This window comes from Nonomuraea candida (assembly GCF_000725485.1).
In the GTDB taxonomy this organism is placed as follows: Bacteria; Actinomycetota; Actinomycetes; order Streptosporangiales; family Streptosporangiaceae; genus Nonomuraea; species Nonomuraea candida.
In genome coordinates, this window is sequence record NZ_JOAG01000015.1 from 40,814 (window position 1) to 61,921 (window position 21,108).

The following is a 21,108-nucleotide window of genomic DNA, read 5'->3' on the forward strand; positions in this document are numbered from 1 at the left end:
GTCAGCGCACGGGCTTCACGGCTTCGGCCAGCAGGTAGTAGCCCAGGTGGCTGAAGGGCGGCACGTCGCTGAGCGTCCTCTCCACGCGCTGGACCGTGTCGCGTACGTTCTTGTCACCGAGGATCGGATCGGCCAGCCAGGCCGACAACGGCGAGACGCCGCGCAGGTGCACGACGCTCATGCCCGCCCGGGCGGTGAGGTACGACAGCTCGTCCGGGCTGAAGCTGTGCCAGGGCGCGGTGAACTCCTGCCCGGCCTTCGTCCGGGTGAAGATGAGCTCCCCGGCGTCGACGTCGGTGACGTCCACCGTGGCGAACCGGTCGCCGCGGTACAACCGCTCGAACACCGCGTTCTTGACCTCCACGAGCAGGCGCCCGCCGGGCTTGAGCACCCTGGCCGCCTCGGCGAAGACCGCCTCGCGGTCCTCGCGCGGCAGGTGCATGAGGGCGAGCATGCTGGTGACCACGTCGAAGCTGCCGTCCTCGAACGGCAACGCCGTCATGTCGCCCTGGCGCAGGTCCGCGCGCAGCCCGCGCTCGGCCAGTTTGCGCCCGTTCTGTTCAAGCATCTCGGGCGAGAGGTCCAGGCCCGTCACGGACGCGGCGCGGCCGGCCAGCGGGACCGTGAAACGGCCCGTGCCGCATCCCATGTCGAGGACGTGGTCGGAGGGCCTGATCCGGTCGAGCAGGAAGGTGAACTCGGCGTCGGTGAACAGCTCGTCGGCCGGGCCGTTGCCGGGGATCCTCTCGTCGTACTCGGCGGCGATCGCCCGGTAGACGGCGCGGACCTGGTCGCGTGCGGTCTGGCCGTCGGGGGACGACGGGGCGTTCTGGAGCATGGTCATGTGCGCATCCTTGTCATCTGATCGTCGGTGCTGTTTCGGGGAAGGAGGCCCGGTGCTCCGTCCGCGTTCCCGGCAGGCCGGTGAGCCGGCTCACGAGGGCGTTGGCCGCGTCCACGACGACGACCACGGGGCGCACGCCCCGCGCCTCCCGGTCGGGGTACTCCGCGAAGCCGGAGATGATGATCCGGTCTCCCGGGCTGATCAGCCGGGCCGCGGCGCCGTTGACGCCGATGACCCCGGAGTTGCGGGGCCCTTCGATGACGTACGTCGACAGGCGGTGGCCGTTGTCGATGTCGACCACGTCGACCTTCTCCCCCGGCAGGAGCCCGGCGGCTTCGATGAGATCGCCGGAAACCGTGAGGGAGCCCACGTAATGGAGATCGGCTTGGGTGACGGTGGCCGGCTGGATGCTCGACCTCAGCATCGTGCGGCGCATGGTTTCGTCCTTTCCTCGGTGGTGGTCCTGAGCCGGCGCCGCAGGGCGAGCAGGTCGTCCGCGACGTCCGCGGCGTCGTCCGCGTCGAACCCGGCGGCCACGTGGGGCAGGTGCGGCCGCAGGGCCCGCGCGGTCGCGGGCGGGTGGACGACCCGGCCGTCCGGGCGGACGATCACGCCGTCCAGCGCCGCCATGCGCTGGTTCCACTCGACCGCGCGGCTCCTGGTGAGGCCCGGCGGCAGGTCGAGCCGGAGCCTTCCGCCACCGACGGTGACGGGATATCCTCCGGGCAGCCCGAGCGGGCCGGGGCAGTTGGTCCGCAGCGGCTCGCCGTGCAGCAGGGCGCGGATCAGGCGCGCGGCGGCGTGGCCGGCGATGTCGTTGAGCTCGGCCCGGTCGATCGCCCGCAGGGGGCGCAGCAGCTCGCCGACGCCGGCCAGCCGGGTCTCGCCCAGCCAGGCCATCGCCTCGTCGCGCGGGGCGGCGGGGGCGTGCAGGTGCGCGTGGTGCGCCAGCATCCGCACGTGCGCCGCGCCCGCGCCCGGCTCCGCGCGGGTGACGGCCCGGGCGAGGCCCGCGGCCAGGGTGCTCACGTTGCCCAGGCCGGCGAGGACCTCGCTGCCCAGCAGGCTCAGGAGCGGGTTGACCGCGTCGGGATAGCAGGCGTTGAGCAGCACCCCGGAGCAGCCGGACGCCGCCAGCCGCGCGCTCACGCTCCGTACGAGACGCGCCTGGAGCGCCAGGGTGATGCCGAAACCGGCGCGCCCGCACAGCTCCGTCCACGCGGAGGGCGCCGTCGCCCGTTCCCACGGCGACTGCCACGAGGCGCACTGGACGACGATGCGCGGGCGGGCGGCGGCGACCTCGGCGGCGATGGCGTCGTCGGAGGTCAGGTCCTCCTCGTTGGCGGTGAACGTGACCGGGCTGCGGTCGATGGCCGCGCGCACGTTGCACACCTCGGCCAGCTGCGCGGCGCGGGCCGCGCGCCGGCCGACGACGCGCACGCGGGCGTGCTCCCCGGCAGGAGGGAGCAGGGACCGTGCGACGGAACGGGCGAACGAGCCGGTGCCGACGAGCACCAGGGTCGGGCTGGGCAAGGCGCTTCCTCCTCGGCCGTCGGTTCAGCTCGTCCGGGCCGCGAAGGACCTGTCGCCCGCGTACGTCACCGCGCCGAGCAGCACGCCGGCCAGGTCGTCGGCGGTGCTCACCCGGGTGGTCCGGCCGGCCGGCAACGGGCGGTAGTCGCCGCCGGAATAGCTGCCGGAGCCGTGCACCAGCACCTCGGGCTCGCCGATGACGCCCCGGTCGATGCCGTTGAGCACGCCGGTCATCGCCATGGAGAGCGATCGCTCGCGCAGGTCGTCGAACCGGTGCGGGAACCGGACGCCGGCGCTCAGCAGGCGGTCGCGGATCTCGGCATGCCGCTGCGCGCATTCGTGCCCGGAGACCACGATGCCGCCGCCGCCCTGCCGCCTGATGAGCCCGTTCATCTCGGCGGAGGTGGCCGGGCGCCGCGTGTAGAAGGTGCTGTCGAGCCGCTCGTACGGGTCGGCGGTGACCAGCGGGAAGTGCTCGTTGTCCGCCTGCCGGAACAGCCCGGTGGCCGGATCGCGCGCGTAACGCGGGCGGTCCTCGTCGCGCACGTCGCCGGTGTAGAGGCTCAGCACCATGTCGGGGGTGTTGAGGTGCTGGACCAGGAAGTAGCGGCTCGGCGGGGAGTCGGGGAGCGCCGCCAGCTCCCGGCCGTAGCTGTGCCCGAGGAGGCCGAACGCGCTGGACACGGCGTGCGCGTGGATCCGGGGGAGCGCCGGGTCCGGCGGGCTGAACTCGTTCTCGAAGAACGCGCGGGCCACGTCGCCGACCCGGTAGTTGTCCAGGGCCATCGTGTGCCAGACGCGCACGCCGGCCCGTTCGAGCTCGGGGGCCTCGGTCTCCATGTACCACCGGACGAGTTCCTTGACCCCGGACGGGTCGCGGCCGTGGTAGAGGGCGACAGGATTGCGCGCCGCCAGGTCCGGGTCCTCGTCCAGCCCGCCGGACCACAGCTTGGGCAGCGAGCCGGCCGGCGCGACGGTGACGATGCGCAGTTGCTCCGGCGTGACCAGGCCGCAGGTGATGGCCCTGAGCACGGCGTCGCGCAGCGCCGTCCCCTTGTTGGCGGACGTCGGCGTCAGGATGACGACGCTCTCCCCGGTGTCCTGGATGAACCTGACGGCGCGGGCCACGATGACCAGCGAGGCGAACGTCTTGGTGGTGCGGGTGCGCGGGTTGCCCATCAGGTCGAGCAGCAGCAGCCGGCGGCCCCGGTAGGGCGCCAGCTCGACCAGGCGCATCCGGGACGGCGCCAGGAACTCGGCCATGCGCGCGTCCATGGCCGGCAGGGTGAATCCCGGGTTGAACTGTGCGGACCCGTCCCGCGCGCCGACGAGCCGCAGGGCGCACTGGATGTCCTGGTAATAACGCGCCAAGGCGATTTCCGACGCGAGTTGAACGGCCTCGGGCATCGTGTTTCCCCTCACGATTTCAGGTAATGAGCGCGTCGCCGCGCACGGTGTCGGTCCCCGGAATTTTCTCGGCCGCGTCGCCGCCGGTGCGGATGATGCGGTTCTGCCGGTCCACGAAGACGACCTTCGGTTCCGTCCGCGCGGTCTCCTGGGCGTCATAACTGCCGTAGCCGATGATGATGATGAGATCGCCGGACGCGACCAGGCGTATATTCGCGCCGCCGAGCAGGGCCGTCCCGGTCGCCGCCGGAATTTCTTCCACATGCGTGCTGAAACGACTGCCGTTGGTGATGTCGACGACGTCCACCCGTTCTCCGGGAATGAGGTCCGCGGCCGCCATTAATTCCGGGGACAGGGCCAGCGCGGTGGCGTCGCTCAACCGGCCCGCGGTCGCGGTCACGCGGTGCAGTTTCGATTTGAGCATCGTTCGGTCCATCTCGGCCTCCGGAAACAGCCGCCGGCGTCGGAAAGAACTGGGCGGGCAGCGCGATTTCGCTGCACAATTTCAGGGTAAACAGCCGGTCCGGCGGAAACCATTAGACCTTCGGGCGAATTCACCGGTCCCAGCGACGGAGCCCGGACTAGACCCGGGTATGACAGCGGAATTTCATTCGCCGGATATTCGGGCAGGCCCGTGCGCCCGGGCGCCGCGGCGGCGGGCCGGGTCGGATCGGCGTCGGGGACGCCGGGTCAGAGTGCCGAGGACGCCGGGGCGTGGCCGTTGCCGTGGGAGCCGCGGAGCGTGACGCCGGCCTCGTACCCCACCAGCGCGGCCTGCACCCGGTCGCGCAGCCGGAGCTTCGCGAGCACGCTGGAGACGTGGGACTTGACGGTCGCGGTCGTCAGCCCCATCTCCTTGGCGATCTCACGATTGGTCTTCCCGACCGAGATGTGCCGCAGCACCTCGAATTCGCGGTCGCTCAGCGTGTCCAGCATCCGGTCCTCGACGGAGGATTCCAGCGGCGGCCGGCTGCGCATCCGGTGAATGAGGCGCTGCGTCATGCTGGGGCAGATCACCGCGCCTCCTTCCGCGACGGCGCGGATCGCGTGCAGCACCTCCTCCACTTTCGTGCTCTTCAGCAGATAGCCGCTGGCGCCCGCCTGGAGCGCGCCGACCAGATAGTCCTCGGAGTCGAAACTCGTGACGATGACGACTTTCGGGCGGGCCGGCCGGCTGAGCAGGTTCCGGGTCATCTCGATGCCGTCCTGGTCCGGCAGTCTCGCCTCGGTGAGGACGATTTCCGGGGCGAGCACGCCGGCCAGCGACATCGCCTCCGCGCCGTTTCCCGCCTCCCCGACCACCTCGATGTCCGGCTGATCTTCGAGAACGAGGCCAAGGCCCCGGCGAGCGAACTCCTGATCGTCCACGAGCATGATCCGAATCAGTTTCGTCTCGCTCACGGTCGCCCCGCTCCCTTGGTACGGATTACCTCACCGGTCGCCGGCCGCCCGGGGCCGTGAATGACGTGAATCGGAGCCGTGTCGCGGCCCGGCGGCCTAGCGCCTCCTTTCCAGCCGTGGCGCGAACTAACCTCGCCTCGTCACAGCGCCCGCGTCCCGATAATGGCCAGGACATAACTGCCGTAACGTCACGTCTGCCCGTTCCCTGCCGCCTCCGCCCGCGCACCCGGCGGAGGCGCCGGCGGGGCAGACGGCGGGGCGTCCGGTGAGGCGCACGATGGCGCCGGGGTGGCCGGTGGGGTGAAGAGGGGGGACAGGCGGTCGGCGAGGTCGGCGTAGGTGCCCTCGGCGGCCACGCGCCCCTCCTCCAGCAGCACGATGTGGTCGGCCCGGCGGACGGTGGACAGGCGGTGCGCGATGACGAGCGTGGCGCGCCCGGCCGCGGCCTCCTCCAGCGCCTCGGTGAGGCGGGCCTCGTTGTCGGGGTCGAGGTTGGCCACCGCCTCGTCCAGCACCAGCACCGGCGCCCGGGTGGCCAGCGCGCGGGCGACGGCGGCGCGGGCGCGCTGGCCGCCGGAGAGCGTGACGCCCCGCTCGCCGACGGGCAGCTCCGGGTCGAGGGTGAGCTGGGCGGTGCGCAGCGCGGCGGCCACGTCGGCGTCCGGGGCGCCGGGGGCGCCGAGCCGGACGTTCCCGGCGAGGGTGCCGGCGAACAGGTGCACGTCCTGCGGCACGACCGTGACGTGCCGGTGCGGGTCCGCGACGCGGGGCAGCGGCACGCCGCCCACCAAGATGCGGCCCCCGTCGGGGTCCCAGTGGCGCAGCAGCAGGGACACGCAGGTGGACTTGCCCGCGCCGGAGGCGCCGACCAGGGCGACGGTCCTGCCGTACGGGACGCGGAAGGACACGCCGCGCAGCACGTCGGGCCCGCCGGGCGTGTACCGGAAGCGCACGTCCTCGAAGACCACGTCCGGCCGGGCGGGCACCGGCAGCGGCTCGCGCGGCGGGGACACGTTGGCCGGCGCGGTGACCAGGGTGTGCACCCGGTCGGCCGCGGCGCGCAGCGTGCCGTACTCCTTGAGCAGCAGCGCGACCTGGGCGGCCGGGCCGAGCGAGCCGGCCGCCAGCACCATGGCCACGGGCGCGCCCGCCGGGTCGCGGATCACGGTGGCGATGAGCAGCAGCGTCCCGGCCGCCGCGACGGCGAGCAGCAGGTCGGTGAGGGCCGCCTCGATCCCGCCGCGGGCGGCGTTGGCCGCCTGGGCGCGCGCCAGCCGGCGCGTCTTGCGGGCCAGCAGGTCCCTGCGGCGCTCCAGGGCGCGGAACGCGGTCAGCTCGCGCATGCCCTGCACGGTGTCCACCACGTCGGCGGTCAGCTCGGCGGTGGCGGCGCGCAGCTCGTCGCCGTGCCGGTGCGCGGCCTTGCGCAGCCACAGCGGCACCGCGAGCACGCACGCGGCCAGCGGCAGCGTGACGGCCGGCAGCAGGGGGTCGATCAGGGCGGCGCCCACGCTGCCGGCGACCAGCACGGTGCCGGCCGTGATGAGCTGGGCCAGGGTGTGCGCGAACAGCCACTCCAGGGTCTCGATGTCCGACAGCACGGCCGCCGACAGGTCGCCGCTGCGCCGCCCGAGCAGGCGGGCGGGGGCGATCCTGGCGACCGCGTCGTACACCTGGCCGCGCAGCCTGGCCAGCACCAGGTACGCCAGGTCGTGCGCGACGTACGTCTCCCACCAGGCGGCCAGCGTGGCCACCACGACGAGCCCGCCCAGCACGGCCCCGGCCACGTCGAGCGGCGCGCTCCGGCCGGCGATCACCCGGCCGACCAGCCAGGCGGCGGTCACGGCCGCGCCGAGCACGGCCAGCTGCCCGGCGAGGTTGGCGGCCAGGGTGGACAGGAAGGCCCGGCGGTGCGCGCCGACGGCGCCCGCGAGCCAGCGGATGGACGGGTTCATGCCACGGTCTCCAGGACGGTTCCGTTCTCCAGGGTCACCACGTGGTCGGCCTGCCGGATGGTGTCGGGCCGGTGGGCGATCATCAGGCAGGTACGCCCCCGCCGCACCTCCGACAGGGCCTGCTCGGTCCGCGCGTCCACGTGCGAGGTGGCCTCGTCGAGCACGAGGACGGGGGCGTCGGCCAGCAGCGCCCGCGCGATCGCCAGGCGCTGCCGCTGCCCGCCCGAGAGCGTCGCCCCGCGCTCCCCCAGCCGCGTGCCGTAGCCGTCGGGCAGCTCGGCGATGAAGTCGTGGGCGGCGGCCAGCCGCGCGGCGGCGACCAGCTCCTCGTCGGTGGCCTCCGGCCGCGCCAGGCGCAGGTTCTCGGCCACGGTGCCGTGGAAGAGGTAGGTGTCCTGGGCGACGACCGCGACGCCGCCGCGCAGCGTGTCGAGGGTGAGGTCGCGCACATCCGTACCGCCGATGGTGATCCTCCCCCGGTCGGGGTCGTGGTGGCGGTGCAGCAGCGCGGCCAGGGTGCTCTTGCCCGCGCCGGACGGGCCGACGAGGGCGACGGTGCGGCCGGCCGGGACGGTGAAGGCGACGTCGCGTACGGCGGGGCGCGGCGCGCCCGGGTAGGTGAAGGTGACCTGCTCGAACGCGATGGCGGGCGCCTCGGGGAAGTCGCGCCGCGTCCCCCGGTCCGCCACGGCCGGGGACGCGGCCAGCAGCTCCTCGATGCCATCGACCGCCGTTATGCCGAGATATCCGGCATGCCAGGCGTCGGAGAGGCTCTTGACGGGCCGGAAGCACTCGGCCGCGGCCAGCAGGACCGCGAACACCGCCCACGCGCTGCCCGCGGTCGTCGCGGCGAGGACGGCCGCGGCCGTGCCCGCCTGCACGAAGAACGCGCTGATCCCGGTCTCCACCAGCGAGATCCTGAGCTGGCGCATGGTGGTGAGGTAGAGGTCGTGCGCCCGCCCGGCCAGCCGCCCGCCCAGCGTGCCGGCCGCCCCGAAGGCCCGCAGCGTCGCCATGCCCTGCATCGCCTCCAGATAGTCGGAGGCCAGCGCGGCGAACGCGGCCCAGCGCCCGCGCCCCCGCCTGAGCAGCGTCGCGTCCCAGAACCTGGGAATGGTCAGGACCCCCGCCACGGCGGCGGCCAGCACCGTCGCGCCCGCCACGCTGACCGTGAACAGCCAGCCGACCAGCGCGATCGGCACGCAGAAGGTGACCACGACCTGGGGCAGGTAGCGGCTGAAGTAGGGGTCGAGCCCCTCCACGCCGTCCACCAGCGTGGTCTGCACGTGCCCGGTGCGCGTGCCGGTCAGGTGCGCGGGGCCCAGCCGGCCCAGGTGGACGATCAGCCGGTCGCGCAGCCTGGCCCTGACCAGCGCGCCGGCCCAGGCGGCCACCGCCTCCCTGGCCCACAGCAGCGCCGCCCGCACCACGATCACCGCCAGGGACCAGAGCAGCAGCCGCACGGCGGCCGGGACGTCCCCGGCGACCAGGGCGGCCAGGGCCGCGGCGAGCAGGACCGCCTGCGCGACGTACGCGGCGCTGACCGCCAGGCCGAGCCCCACGCACGCCGCGATCGGCCCCTTCACGGTGCCGGCCAGTTGCAGCAGCCGGCGATGAACGATCACTCGCTGTCCTTCCGAAAGACGCCAGAGGCGGGATTTGCCGCTTGATGAGAAGCGAGCGTAAATGATAACTATTTTCACCGCTAGTGTTGATAATGGTTTTCACAACTGGAGGTCCCATGCGCCGCGGCGCTTTCTCCCTCGGCGGGCACCCGGCCCGGCCCGCGCTGAAGCGGGCCCTCGTCGCCGTGCTCTCGCTCGCCCTGGTGGCGTCCTGTGGTCAGAGCGACCCCCGTGCCGGCGCGGCCCCGTCGGACCCGGCGGCCCCGCGCCCCTCCGCGACCAGCGCCGCCCCGGTCACCCCGGTCAGCGCGGCCCTGACCGTCACCGACCCCCACGGCAAGACGTTCACGCTGGACAGCAAGCCCGAGCGCGTGGTCTGCCTGACCGGGCTGTGCGACGACGCCCTGGTCGAGCTGGGCCTGACGCCGGTGGCCACGACCACGCCCGAGCTGCTGTCGCGTCCCGACTACCTCGGCGCGAAGGCCGCCGGCATCCCGGTCATCCCCGGCAGCTTCGGCGGCGAGGACGTCGCCGCGATCGCCGAGGCCAAGCCCGACCTGGTGATCGGCCTGGCCGGCGTGCACGACCAGCTCAGGACCGCGGTGGAGAAGTTCGCGCCGCTGTGGGTGATCCAGGTGAAGTCGTACGACGACTCGATCGGCTACCTGCGCGCCCTGGCCCAGCTCACCGACCGGGGGCGGCAGCAGGCGGCGGCCGAGAGCCGCTTCCGCGCCAAGCTCACCGACGGCGTGACCAGGGCGAAGGCGGCCGGGCTGGACAAGAAGCCGGTCCTGGCGATGTACGGCGGCACGTCCGTGGGCGTCAACACCACCGAGGACGTGCTGGGCCACTTCATGTCGCAGTTCTTCGCCTACCCCTGGCCGAGCAAGGGCGGCGGCTTCGAGACCGCGCAGGCGTACAGCATCGAGGAGATCCTGGCCAAGGCTCCGCAGGTCATCTTCGTGCAGTCGTTCGGCACCTCGGTGACCGAGCAGTACAAGGACAACCCGGTGTGGCGGCGCGTGCCGGCCGTGGCGGCGGGCAAGGTGTTCGAGGTGCCCGCCGCGTTGTGGGCCTCGGGCCGGGGCACCAGGGCGTTCGGCATCATCCTGGACGAGGCGCTGGCCAAGGCCGCCGCATGAGCGCTGTGCTCGACGGCCGGGCGGCCACCGCCGCCCGCCGCCCGGTCGCCCCGTGGGCGGCCGGGCTCGGCCTGGCCGCCGTGGCACTGGCCGGGCTCTGCCTGGGCACCCCGTTCGTGGCCCCGCAGGACCTCCTGTCGGCCGCCCCCGACTCGATCACGCACGTCGTGCTCTGGGAGCTGCGCGTCCCCCGCGTGCTGATCGGCCTGGCCGGCGGCGCGGCGATCGGCACGGCCGGGCTCCTGCTGCAGGAGTCGCTCAGGAACCCGCTCGCCGTGCCCGAGCTGCTCGGCGTCTCGACCGGGGCCGCGCTGGCGGTGAGCGTGTGCGTGGTGTGGGCGCTGCCGGTGCCGGCCTCGTTGTACCCGCTGGCGGGGCTGCTCGGCGCCGCGCTCGGCGGGCTCGCCACCCTCGCCGCGGCCAGGACGGGCCGCAGCGCCGGCGGCGTCCTGCTGATCGGCGCGGCGGTCTCCACCGCCATCCAGGCGCTGCTGCTGGCCGTGATGGCCACCGCCGACCGCCTCCAGTACGACATGCTCTTCCGCTACCTCGTCGGCAGCCTGTCCGGCCTGATGTGGGAGCAGACCGCCCGGGCGCTGCCGTGGTTCGCCGCCGCGGTCCCGCTCGTCGTGCTCTGCGTGCCCGCGCTGGGCCTGCTGCGTCTCGGCGACGACGCGGCCGCCTCGCTCGGCAGCCGGGTGCACCTGGCCAGGCTGGGCGTGCTGGCGGTCGCCACGCTGCTGATCGGCGCCGTGACGGGTCCCTGCGGCCCGATCGCGTGGGTGGGGCTGCTGGCGCCGGTGCTGGCCCGGCGGCTGCGCCCGTACGCGGGAGTGCGGCTCTGGCTGCCGTGGTCGGCGGCGCTGGGCGCGCTGGTCACGCTGACGGCCGACCTGGCCGCGCGGCTGGCGTTCGCCCCGGTGGAGACGCCGCTCGGGGCGTGGACGGCGCTGGCCGGCGTGCTGGCGGGCGCCGTCCTGCTGCGCCGGCGGGCCGCCTCATGACGCGCTCGACACGCTCGACACCTTCGACGCGCTCGACACGCTCGACGCGCTCGCATGCGGCCGGGTCGCGGGGCGTCAGGGTGGCGGCGGTGGCGGGGCTGTTCGCGGTGCTCGCGGCCGCGCACCTGCTCGCCTCCGGCCGGCCGGTCGGCGCGATCACCGGCCTGCTGGACGGCGTGGTGGACGGCCAGGCCGAGAAGATCGTGTGGGAGCTCGGCGTGCCGCGGCTGCTCACCGCGCTGCTCACCGGCGCGGCCCTGGGCGTGGCCGGATTCGTGCTCCAGGCGACGCTGCGCAACCCGCTGGCCGCGCCCGAGTTCTCCGGCGTGAACCCCGGCGCGGTGCTCGGCATCCTCGGCGGGCTCGCCCTCGGCCTGTTCCCCGCCGACTCCGCCGCGGGGGCGCTGCTCGCCGCGCTCGCCGGCGGCGCGCTGGGCGGCGGGATCACCTGGCTGTTCTCGGCCGGCCGCGACCCCGCCGGCCTGGTGGTCCACGGCTTGCTCGGCAGCGCGCTGCTGGCCGGGCTGACCACGATGCTGCTGGCCTACCAGCCGAGCAGGTTCGGCAACGCGCTGCGCTGGCTGATCGGCTCGGTGGAGGGCCGGGTGTGGGAGCACCTGGCCTTCGCCTCCTGGTGGATCGCCGGCGGCATCGCGGTGGCGTGGGCGTGCTCGGGGCTGCTGGCCGTGCTGGCGCCCGGCGACGACCACGCCGCCTCGCTCGGCCTGCGCCCGGCGCTCGGCCGCGCCGTCGCGCTGACGGTGGCCATCGCCCTGACCGCGGGCGCGGCGAGCCTGGCGGGGGCGATCGCCTTCGTCGGCCTGGTCGCCCCGCACGTCGCCCGACGGCTGGGCGGCGGCGTCCCCGCCGCCGCCGTGACCGGGGCCGTCGCGCTCGCGGGCGCCGACACCCTCGCCCAGCTCGCCGGGCACCTCCTCAACGGCACGCACCGGCTGGGTGTGCCGGCCGGCGTGGTCACCGCGCTGGCCGGCGCCGCCGTGCTGATCAGACTGGGAAGATCTCAATGAGCGTCACGGTCCAGGACCTGCACTTCTCGTACGCCGGCCGCCCGATCCTGGCCGGGGTCGACCTCACCGTCGAGCCCGGCGAGTTCGTGGCCCTGGTGGGCGTCAACGGATCCGGCAAGAGCACGCTGCTGCGCCTGATCGCGGGCCTGCTCAAGCCGTCGTCCGGCCGCATCCTGCTCGGCGGGGAGGAGCTGTCGTCCCTGTCGCGCAGGCAGGTGGCGCGGCGGCTGGCGGTCCTGCACCAGAGCCTGCCGCCCGTCCCCGCGCTGACCGTGCGCCAGCTCGTCCGCCAGGGCCGCTACCCGCACCTGGGGCCGCTGGGCCTGCTCGGAGCGTCGGACTCCATGGACGAGGCGCTGGAGCTGGCCGGGGTCGCGCACCTCGCCGACCGCGTGCTGGACACGCTGTCCGGCGGCGAGCGCCAGCGCGTACGGCTGGCGCTGGCCGTCGCGCAGGACACCGGCATCCTGCTCCTGGACGAGCCCACCGCCCACCTGGACATCCGCCACCAGCTCGAGGTCCTGGAGCTGGTGCGCGGGCTGCGCGCGGCCCGCGGGCTCACCGTCGTGACCGTCCTGCACGAGCTGGACCACGCGGCCCGCTTCGCCGAGCGCGTCGTCGCGCTCCACGAGGGGCGGGTCCGGGCCGACGGCACGCCGGCGGAGGTGATCACCCCGGAGCTGCTGGCCGAGGTGTTCGGGGTGGCCGGGCGGGTGGTGACCGACGAGCTGCACGGCACCCCCCGCTGCCTCCTCGACGCGGCCCTGTGAACGCGGCGCCCGGCCCGCTCGACCCCGGTACGCGCGAGCACCGGCGGCCCGGGAGCGGGCCTGCGCCGGGCGGGCGAGCAGCGCGCGGGGCCGTTGTCGATCGTGAAGTGTGCCGGATTCCCGGCCGGATTCTGTCAAGTCGGCGGGGTTCCCTGTCAGGAGCCCGCTGCTTACACTCCGGTCGGAACGAAGATGAGCGCCGCTCGCGCTCGTCGCCCGCCGGGGAGGGTCAGTGATCTCTCCGGCGTGCCCGCGAAAGGGTGACCTGACTCCTCCCGGGCGAGCCCCGAAAGTCCGCGCAGCCCTCGACGAGGAGGCCACTCCGTGTCATCCAGCGCCCTCTTATCCCGCTTATCCCGCCCGCGGCGGCTCGTCCCGGTCGCCGTCGGCCTGAGCGTCGTCCTGGCCATGATGCCCCCGCCGGCCCTGGCCGATCCGGCGCCGTCCCCGCCCGCCAAGCAGTGGACGGCCACGCCGCTGACCCCGGCCGAGGTCGTCGAGGGCGCCAAGTCCCCGACCGGCAGGCTCGCCGAGAGCGACCAGGCCCTGCTGCGCAGCACCTCCACCGCCCCGGTGAACGTCGTGGTCAAGCTCGACTACGACTCGCTGGCCGCCTACCGGGGCGGCCTGCCCGGCCTGCCCGGCACGAGCCCGTCCGTCACCGGCCGTGCCCTGGACACCAGGAGCGCCGAGGCCAGGAAGTACGGCGCGCACATCGAACAGGTCGAGAGCGCCTTCCTGGCCGAGCTGGCCGCGAAGGTCCCCGGCGCCGTGACCGGCCTGCGGCTCAGGACGGTGTACGGCGGCATCGCCCTGCGCATCCCCGGCGACAAGGCGGACGAGGTGCTGAAGCTGCCCGGCGCGGTCGCCGTGCAGGAGGACAAGCCGCAGCGGCTGCTGACCGACTCCAGCCCCGCCTTCATCGGCGCGCCGACGATCTACGGCAAGCTCGGCGGCGGCGACGGCACGGCCGGCAGGGGCGTGATCGTCGGCGTGCTGGACAGCGGCGCCTGGCCCGAGCACCCGTCCTTCGCCGCCCGGCCCGGCCTGCCCGACCCGCCGCCCACCAAGGACGGCACGCCGCGGGAGTGCGACTTCGGCGACAACCCGACGACCCCCGCCGCCGATCCGTTCACCTGCAACAACAAGCTGGTCGGCGGGCGACCGTTCCTGGAGACGTACAACGCGGTCTTCGGCGGCGAGGTCTACCCCGACAGCGCCCGCGACTCCAACGGCCACGGCACCCACACCGCGAGCACGTCGGCGGGCGGGCCGGTGTCCGACGCGAACCCGCTGGGCATCAGCCGGGGGCCGATCCACGGCATCGCGCCCGGCGCGGCGGTCTCGGTCTACAAGGTGTGCGGCGCGCAGGGCTGCTTCCCGTCGGACTCGGCGGCCGCGGTGGAGCGCGCCATCCTGGACGGCGTCCGGGTGATCAACTTCTCCATCTCCGGCGGCAGCGACCCGTACAGCGACCCGGTGGAGCTGGCCTTCCTCGACGCGTACGCGGCCGGCGTGCTGGTCTCGGCGTCGGCGGGCAACTCCGGGCCCGGCCCGGACACCAGCGACCACCTCGGCCCGTGGACGACCACCGTGGCCGCCTCCACGCAGACCAGGACGTTCCAGTCCACGATCACGCTGGCCGGCGGCGGCACCACGGCCACGGTCAAGGGCGCCTCCATCACGGCCGGGCTCGGCTCGCCGCTGCCCGTGGTGCTCGCCTCGGCCCCGCCGTACAACAACGCGGCCTGCTCTGCCCCGGCGCCGCCCGGGACGTTCACCGGGAAGATCGTGGCCTGCGAGCGCACCCCCAACCGGGTGCTGAAGGGCTACAACGTCATGCAGGGCGGCGCGGCCGGGATGATCCTCTACAACAGCTTCCCGTTCGACGTCTTCACCGACGCCCACTGGATCCCGACCGTGCACCTGGACAAGCCGGAGGCCGACACACTGCTGGGCTTCCTGGCCGCGCGTCCGGGCGCCACGGCCTCGTTCACGCAGGGCGCCAAGAGCGCCTGGCAGGGCGACGCGATCACGCACTTCTCCTCGCGCGGCCCCGGCGGCGACTTCCTCAAGCCGGACGTCACCGCGCCGGGCCTGCACATCATGGCCGGCATGACCCCGACGCCCGAGTCGCCGGCGGAGGGACCGCCGGGCAACCTCTACCAGGTCATCTCGGGCACCTCGATGTCCGCGCCGCACGTGGCGGGGGCGGCCGCGCTGCTGTTCGCCCTGCATCCGGACTGGACGCCCGGGCAGGTCAAGTCGGCGCTGGAGACCACGGCCAGGACCGCGGTCACCAAGGAGGACCGTACGACGCCGGCGGACCCGTTCGACATGGGCGGCGGGCGCATCGACCTGACCAAGGCCGGCGACCCCGGCCTGACCCTGGACGAGAGCGCCGCGGACTTCGTCGCCTCGGCCGCCGACCCGCTCAACCGCATCGACCTCAACCTGCCCTCGGTGAACGCGCCCACCATGCCGGGCGTCATCACCGCCGGGCGCACGGTCACCAACGTCACGAACAGGACGCTCACCTTCACCGCCTCCGGCACGACCGTGCGTGGCGCGAACATCACCGTGCTGCCGCCGCGCTTCACCGTCAAGCCGGGCAAGAGCGTCAAGCTGAGCGTGATCATCACCGCGCCCGACCTGCCCGACGGGCAGTACTTCGGCCAGGTGAACCTCAGGCAGTCCGGCGGCCCCCGCGCGCTGCACCTGCCGGTGGCGTTCTTCCGCAAGGAGGGCGCGATCCCGGTGGAGCAGACGTGCGCGCCGGCCACGATCCCCAGGAACACCGGCGAGTCCACCTGCACGGTCACCATCGCCAACGACACGCTGCAGGACGCCGAGGTCACCGCGGTGAGCACGCTCGACGCCCACCTGCGGCTCAACGGCGTCACCGGCGCCACGCGGGTCGGCGGCCAGGTCGCGACCGCCCGCACGACGCTGCCCGCCAGGCAGCCCGCCAGGCCGTCGATCGCGCCAGGCGCGAGCCCCGCCGGGTACGTGCCGCTCGACACCTTCGGCGCCACCCCGATCCCGGTCGGGGACGAGCAGGCGGTCAACTTCACCGTGCCCGAGTACACCTTCGCCGGCCGGAACTACACCCGGCTCGGCGTGACCTCCAACGGCTACAGCGTGGCGGGCGGCGCCACCTCCGCCGACATCGACTTCGTCCCGCAGACGCTGCCCGACCCGGCGCGCCCGAACGGCGTCCTCGCCCCCTACTGGACCGACCTGGACGGCACCGGCGCGCCCGGCGTCCTGGCCACGGTCCTGTCGGACGGGACCAACCGCTGGCTGGCCGTGGAGTGGCGGGTCAACCTGTACGGCACCACGACCCGGAAGGTGTTCCAGCAGTGGATCGGGCTCAACGGCGCCGAGGACGTGAGCTTCGCCTACAACCCGGCCGACCTGCCCGGCGCGCCGCCCGACGGCTACGGCCTGACCGTGGGCGCCGAGAACGAGGAGGGCACCGCGGGCGACCAGATCGCCGGGCCGCCCACGGAGGATCTGCGCGTGACCAGCTCGCCGGCCGTGCCCGGCGGCACCCTGACGTACTCGATGAGGGTCAGAGGGGTCGCCCCGGGCGCCGGCAAGGTCACCACGGCCACCTCCACGCCCCAGGTACGGGGCATCACCGTCGAGGTGGACCGGATCACCGTCCAGTGACCTGACCCCGTGGCCGCGGCCGGCGTCCCCGCCCGCGGCCACGAACCCGCCGCCGCGTCCGGTACGCGGGGCGGCGGGGCGGCGGGGCGGCAGGGCGGCGGCGGGGCGGCGGCACAATCGTTCAAGACCGGGGCTCGTGGTCTCGGCTACAACGGGGGTTGGCGGGACGCGGGAAACGGGAGGTCGGGCGCATGGCCATGGTGGGGTTCGTCGGGCTCGGGATCATGGGGCGGCCCATGGCGCTCAACCTGGTCCGCGCCGGCACGCCCGTCGTCGTGTGGAACCGCACCGCCGCGCGGTGCGAGCCGCTGCGGGCGGCCGGGGCGCGGGTGGCGGCGGGTCCCGGCGAGGTGTTCGCGCGGGCCCGCGTGGTGCTGCTGATGCTGGCCGACGAGGCCGCGGTGGACGAGGTGCTGGGACGCGGCACACCGCGGTTCGCGCCCGCCGTAGCGGGACGCGTGGTGGTGCACATGGGCACGACGTCTCCCGCGTACTCGGCGGAGCTGGCCGCCGCCATCCGCGACGCGGGGGGCGAGTACGTCGAGGCGCCCGTGTCGGGCTCGCGCGGCCCGGCCGAGAGCGGGCGCCTGGTGGCGATGCCGGCCGGCGAGCCGGCGGCGGTCGAGGAGGTACGCCCCCTGCTCGCACCGATGTGCGCCGAGACGATCACCTGCGGGCCGGTCCCCGGCGGGCTGCTGATGAAGCTGGCGGTGAACCTGTTCCTGATCACCATGGTGAGCGGCCTGGCCGAGTCCGCGCACTTCGCCGCCCGGCACGGGCTGGACCTGGAGAAGTTCGCCCGGGTGCTCGGCTCCGGCCCGATGGCCAGCGACGTGTCCCGGGTCAAGGCCCGCAAGCTCCTCGAAGGGGACTTCGCCCCGCAGGCGGCCATCGCGGACGTGCTCAAGAACAACCGGCTCATCGCCGAGGCGGCCCGGGCGTCCGGCGTGGCCTCGCCGCTGCTCGACGTCTGCCACGCCCTGTTCGCCGAGACCCTGGCGCTCGGGCACGGCGCGCTCGACATGGCGGCCGTGGTCCGGGCCCTCGAAGCCAGGACCGACGCCTCCCGGCCCCTGACCGGCGATGCGGCGGCCAGGTGACTGCGGCGGCCAGGCGAGTACAGTGGCCAGCTGAGTGCCGCGGTCAGCTGAGTGCCGCGGTCAGCTGAGTGCCGCGGTCAGGTGAGTGCGGCCGTCCACGCGCCGGGGGTGAGACCGTAGGCGCGCTTGAACATGCGGGTCAGGTGGCTCTGGTCGGCGAAGCCCGCCCGCAGCGCCGCCTCCCGCAGCGGCAGGCCGTCCCGCATCGCCCGGCGGGCCAGATCGAGCTGGCGCATCGTCCTGAACCGGGTCGGGCTGGTGCCGAAGGCGGCGCGGAACTGGCGGGCGATGGTCCACCGGTCCAGCCCCGAGACGCGTTCGAACACGGCGACCGGATGCCGGACGGCGGGATCGGCGGCGATGAGCTCCCGCACCCGCGCCAGCTCCTCGACCGCGAGCGGCTCCCGCCGTGACCGGGCCGGCCGGCCGGCGTGCCGCTCCAGCGCCGCCGCGACCAGCAGCGCGACCTCCAGCCGGGCCAGCCCCTCCAGCGGCTCGTCCAGGCGCCGCAACCAGCGCAGCAGCGACGGGGACATCCCGTCCGGCCGGACGACGGGGTCGGCGACGAACGGCAGCGGCCTGCCGCCCAGCGCCTCCTGCACGAGGTACGGATCGACGTAGAAGATCCGGTAGCCGAACCCCGCGTCGGTGCCCGCCGCCCCGTCGTGCACCTCGTCGGGGTGCAGCACGTGCCACTCCCCCGGCAGGCACCGCCGCAGCTCGCCCCGGTACCGGAAGGTCTGCACGCCCGTGAGCGTGACGCCGATGGCGTAGGTGTCGTGGCGGTGCGGCGCGAACGCCGCGCCCACGAGCGAGGCCGCCAGCCGCTCGATGCCCTCGGCCCGCGCGCCGAAGCGCAGCCGGTGCCCCGGCGCCGGCCGCAACGTCCCGTCCCAGGAAGGTGCCGTCCTCACCCCACCAGTCTCACCCCGACCGGCCCGGCTCACTCCGACCGGCCCGGCTCACTCCGACCGGCCCGGTGTCGCGGGCACGGTGTCGCGGGCACGGTGATGGGGCGGGCCGTTGGCCGGGGTGTCAGCAGCCGGCCGCGATGGCCTTCCTGAGGGTGTGCAGGCACAGGCTCAGCGACGTGTGCTTGGGCACCTGGTTCTGGCGGGTGTGCTGCCAGGCCGCGTACAGCATGCTCCACATCAGCTCCGCCACCCACGCCGGGGGAAGCCGCGGGTCGATGGTGCCGTCGGCGTGGCCGCGCTGGATGAGCCGGCCCAGGATGCGGTCGGACTCGCTCTCGCTCTCCCAGTCCACCCACTCGGTCGCCTGATTGTTCTCGAACGCGAAGAGCAGCACGTCGCCCAGCTCGAAGTATTCCTGGCACACCCGCTCCAGCGCCTCGGCCCCCGTGCCGTCGTCGGGGCGGGCGCGCGCGGTCGCCAGGTCGATGCGCTCCAGCAGGTAGCTGCCGATCGCGGCCAGCAGGTCGGAGCGCTCGGGGAAGTAGCGGTGGATCGTGGTGCGCCCCACCCCCGCCGCCGCGGCGATGTCGGACAGGGAGGCGGCGGGCTTGGCGGCGAGGACGGACAGGGCGGCGTCGAGGATGGCCCGCCTGGTCCGGGCCCGTGCGCCGGTGGGGGCTGCTGTGTCCATGCGGCTACGGTAGCGCCTCCTCCATAAGGAAACACATTTGACTTTCTCCGGAACATCAGTGTTCCATTTCTCACATGAATGTTCCGAAACGGTTCCCGAGGTTCCATGTCCTGTGGTCGTTCGCCCGGCCCCATGCGGCCACGCTGCTGCTCGGGTTGTTCCTGGCCCTGGGCGGGTCGGCGCTGGGCCTGGCCTCGCCGATGGTCACCAAATGGGTGCTCGACGCGCTCGGCGCCGGCGACTCCCTGACCGGCCCGATCCTGGCGCTGGCGGGGCTGCTGGTGGTGGGCGTGGTGATCTCCCGCTGGCAGTGGGTCAAGCTGGGCACGCTGGGCGAGCGGGTCGTGCTGGAGGCCCGCGAGTCGATGGTCCGGCGGTTCCTGCGCGCCACCGTGCCCGCCGTGACCAGGCACCCTCCCGGCGAGCTCGTCACCCGCGTGACCTCCGACACCGTGCTGCTGCGCGAGGCCGCGACGTCCAGCGTGATCGGGCTGATCAACGGCGCGGTCATGCTGGCCGGGACGCTCGTCCTGATGGCCGTGCTCGACCTCGTCCTGGTGGCCGTGACGATGGCGGCGGTGCTGACCGTCATCGTGCTGTTCGCGCTGCTCATGCCGGCCATCGCCAGGGCCCAGGAGCGGGCGCAGCACGAGATCGGCCGGCTCGGCGGCGTGCTGGAGGGCGCCCTGCGGGCGATCAGGACGGTGAAGGTCAGCCGCGCCGAGGAGCGCCAGGCCGAGCGCGTCCTCGCCCACGCCAGGTCCTCCGCCGAGCACGGCGTCCGCGCCGTGCGGGCCGAGGCGACCGCCTGGACGATCGCGTGGACGGGCATCCAGCTCGCGATCATCCTGGTTCTCGGGGTCGGCGCGTGGCGGGTGGGCGCGGGGCACCTGGAGGTGTCGAGCCTGATCGCGTTCCTGCTGTACGCGTTCGGCCTCATGGAGCCCATCACCGAGCTCAGCCAGAACTTCACCGCCCTGCAGTCCGGCATCGCCGCCGCCGAGCGCATCCGCGAGGTCGCCGCCATGCCCACCGAGCCGGCGGCCGTCCCGGCCACCCCACCTGCGGATGACGGGCCGGTGGCCGGCAGCGGGACGGCGGCCGGCAGCGGGACGGCGGCCGCCGGCAGGACCGCGAGCGGTGGCGGGACGGCGACCGGGGCGGCGACCGGGGCCGGGGCGGTGGGTGGTGCGGGGCCGGAGGCGGGGCCGGTCCTCGAACTGCGGGAGGTCACGGCCGCGTACGGACCGGACGCCGGTCCCGCCGTGCGCGGGGTCAGCCTGGCCATCCCCCGGCGCGGCCACGTGGCGATCGTCGGCCCGTCGGGCGCGGGCAAGACGACGCTGTTCTCCCTCATCCTGGGCTTCCTCGAACCGCAGGAGGGCACGCTGCTGCTGGACGGCCGCCCGTACTCCGGGCTCACCCGCGACCGGATCAGGGCCAAACTGGCGTACGTCGAGCAGGACACTCCCATCGTGCCCGGCACGATCCGCGACAACCTGCTCTTCTCCCACCCCGACGCCCGCGAGGAGGAGATGACCCGGGTGCTGCGCGAGGTGCGGCTGAGCGACAAGGTCGCCGTGCTGGACGACGGCCTGGACACGCCGCTGTCCTCCACGCAGGTCTCGGGCGGCGAGCGGCAGCGGATCGCGCTGGCCAGGGCGCTGCTGCGCACGCCGGACGTGCTCCTGCTGGACGAGGCCACCGCACAGCTCGACGGGCTCACCGAGGCGGCCGTGCACGACTGCATCCGCGACCGCGCCCGCGAGGGGGCGGTGGTGACGATCGCGCACCGCCTGTCCACCGTGATCGACGCCGACACCATCGTGGTCATGGAGGCCGGCCGGGTGCGTGCCCGGGGCGGTCACGAGGAGCTGCTGGCCACCGACGCCCTCTACCGCGAGCTGGTCGCCGCCCTGCGCATCGACTCCACCCGGCCGGACGCGAGCGTGACACCGCCACGGGGCTGACCGGGCTGGAGGCAACCGGGCGGGGCTGGTCAGGCGAGCGGTGACCGGC

Annotated in this window: 17 protein-coding genes; 7 read left to right on the forward strand and 10 right to left on the reverse strand. The window is 74.3% G+C overall.

Features of this window, described 5'->3' with window-relative positions; genetic code table 11:
• Position 1: 1 nt before the first annotated feature.
• The 8 genes from IO39_RS15250 to IO39_RS15285 form a co-directional block, all read right to left on the reverse strand.
• Positions 2-844, reverse strand: a complete 843-nt coding sequence (locus IO39_RS15250) for a class I SAM-dependent methyltransferase (RefSeq protein WP_052422925.1) — start codon at positions 842-844, stop codon at positions 2-4.
• A gap of 13 nt (positions 845-857) precedes the next feature.
• A complete protein-coding gene (panD, locus tag IO39_RS15255) occupies positions 858-1,280 on the reverse strand; it encodes an aspartate 1-decarboxylase (protein ID WP_043622422.1) in 423 nt (140 codons plus the stop codon).
• The gene (locus tag IO39_RS15260) at positions 1,262-2,377 is read right to left on the reverse strand and encodes a hypothetical protein (RefSeq protein WP_052422926.1); all 1,116 of its coding nucleotides are present in this window, start codon (positions 2,375-2,377) and stop codon (positions 1,262-1,264) included. Before IO39_RS15260 ends, panD begins: the two co-directional genes overlap by 19 nt.
• A gap of 24 nt (positions 2,378-2,401) precedes the next feature.
• On the reverse strand, positions 2,402-3,748 hold the full coding sequence (locus IO39_RS15265) for a DUF6002 family protein (RefSeq protein ID WP_052422927.1): 1,347 nt from the start codon (positions 3,746-3,748) through the stop codon (positions 2,402-2,404).
• Between the two features lie 55 nt (positions 3,749-3,803).
• Positions 3,804-4,208 carry an aspartate 1-decarboxylase gene (locus IO39_RS15270; RefSeq protein ID WP_211267023.1) on the reverse strand — a complete coding sequence of 135 codons (405 nt, stop codon included), beginning with the start codon at positions 4,206-4,208 and terminating at the stop codon, positions 3,804-3,806.
• Positions 4,209-4,474: 266 nt separating this feature from the next.
• Positions 4,475-5,152 carry a response regulator gene (locus tag IO39_RS15275; RefSeq protein WP_169789070.1) on the reverse strand — a complete coding sequence of 226 codons (678 nt, stop codon included), beginning with the start codon at positions 5,150-5,152 and terminating at the stop codon, positions 4,475-4,477.
• Positions 5,153-5,373: 221 nt separating this feature from the next.
• Positions 5,374-7,140, reverse strand: coding sequence for an ABC transporter ATP-binding protein (locus IO39_RS15280; RefSeq protein WP_052422929.1), 1,767 nt, complete (start codon positions 7,138-7,140; stop codon positions 5,374-5,376).
• Positions 7,137-8,765 (reverse strand): ABC transporter ATP-binding protein/permease, encoded by a 1,629-nt coding sequence (locus tag IO39_RS15285; RefSeq protein ID WP_052422930.1) that lies wholly within the window; start codon positions 8,763-8,765, stop codon positions 7,137-7,139. The genes IO39_RS15280 and IO39_RS15285 overlap by 4 nt, the downstream gene beginning before the upstream one ends.
• 116 nt (positions 8,766-8,881) lie before the next feature.
• Between IO39_RS15285 and IO39_RS54405 the strand changes: the two genes are divergently transcribed.
• From IO39_RS54405 to IO39_RS15315, 6 genes are all read left to right on the forward strand, one after another.
• Complete coding sequence (locus IO39_RS54405; protein ID WP_052422931.1) at positions 8,882-9,907, forward strand: ABC transporter substrate-binding protein; 1,026 nt, start codon at positions 8,882-8,884, stop codon at positions 9,905-9,907.
• Positions 9,904-10,911, forward strand: coding sequence for a FecCD family ABC transporter permease (locus tag IO39_RS54410; RefSeq protein ID WP_157548358.1), 1,008 nt, complete (start codon positions 9,904-9,906; stop codon positions 10,909-10,911). Before IO39_RS54405 ends, IO39_RS54410 begins: the two co-directional genes overlap by 4 nt.
• 89 nt (positions 10,912-11,000) lie before the next feature.
• Positions 11,001-11,939, forward strand: coding sequence for a FecCD family ABC transporter permease (locus tag IO39_RS15300; protein ID WP_169789071.1), 939 nt, complete (start codon positions 11,001-11,003; stop codon positions 11,937-11,939).
• Complete coding sequence (locus tag IO39_RS15305) at positions 11,936-12,709, forward strand: ABC transporter ATP-binding protein (protein WP_052422932.1); 774 nt, start codon at positions 11,936-11,938, stop codon at positions 12,707-12,709. Before IO39_RS15300 ends, IO39_RS15305 begins: the two co-directional genes overlap by 4 nt.
• 324 nt (positions 12,710-13,033) lie before the next feature.
• The gene (locus IO39_RS15310; protein ID WP_043622431.1) at positions 13,034-16,384 is read left to right on the forward strand and encodes a S8 family serine peptidase; all 3,351 of its coding nucleotides are present in this window, start codon (positions 13,034-13,036) and stop codon (positions 16,382-16,384) included.
• 191 nt (positions 16,385-16,575) lie between these two features.
• Positions 16,576-17,484: an NAD(P)-dependent oxidoreductase gene (locus IO39_RS15315; RefSeq protein ID WP_043622434.1), complete on the forward strand. Its 909-nt coding sequence runs from the start codon at positions 16,576-16,578 to the stop codon at positions 17,482-17,484.
• A gap of 77 nt (positions 17,485-17,561) precedes the next feature.
• Here the strand turns inward: IO39_RS15315 and IO39_RS15320 are convergent, their stop codons facing one another.
• A complete protein-coding gene (locus IO39_RS15320) occupies positions 17,562-18,398 on the reverse strand; it encodes an AraC family transcriptional regulator (RefSeq protein WP_084772902.1) in 837 nt (278 codons plus the stop codon).
• A 121-nt stretch (positions 18,399-18,519) separates the two neighbouring features.
• Positions 18,520-19,089, reverse strand: a complete 570-nt coding sequence (locus tag IO39_RS15325) for a TetR/AcrR family transcriptional regulator (RefSeq protein WP_043622442.1) — start codon at positions 19,087-19,089, stop codon at positions 18,520-18,522.
• Between the two features lie 74 nt (positions 19,090-19,163).
• Between IO39_RS15325 and IO39_RS15330 the strand changes: the two genes are divergently transcribed.
• Positions 19,164-21,059, forward strand: a complete 1,896-nt coding sequence (locus IO39_RS15330; protein ID WP_043622446.1) for an ABC transporter ATP-binding protein — start codon at positions 19,164-19,166, stop codon at positions 21,057-21,059.
• Positions 21,060-21,108 lie beyond the last annotated feature (49 nt).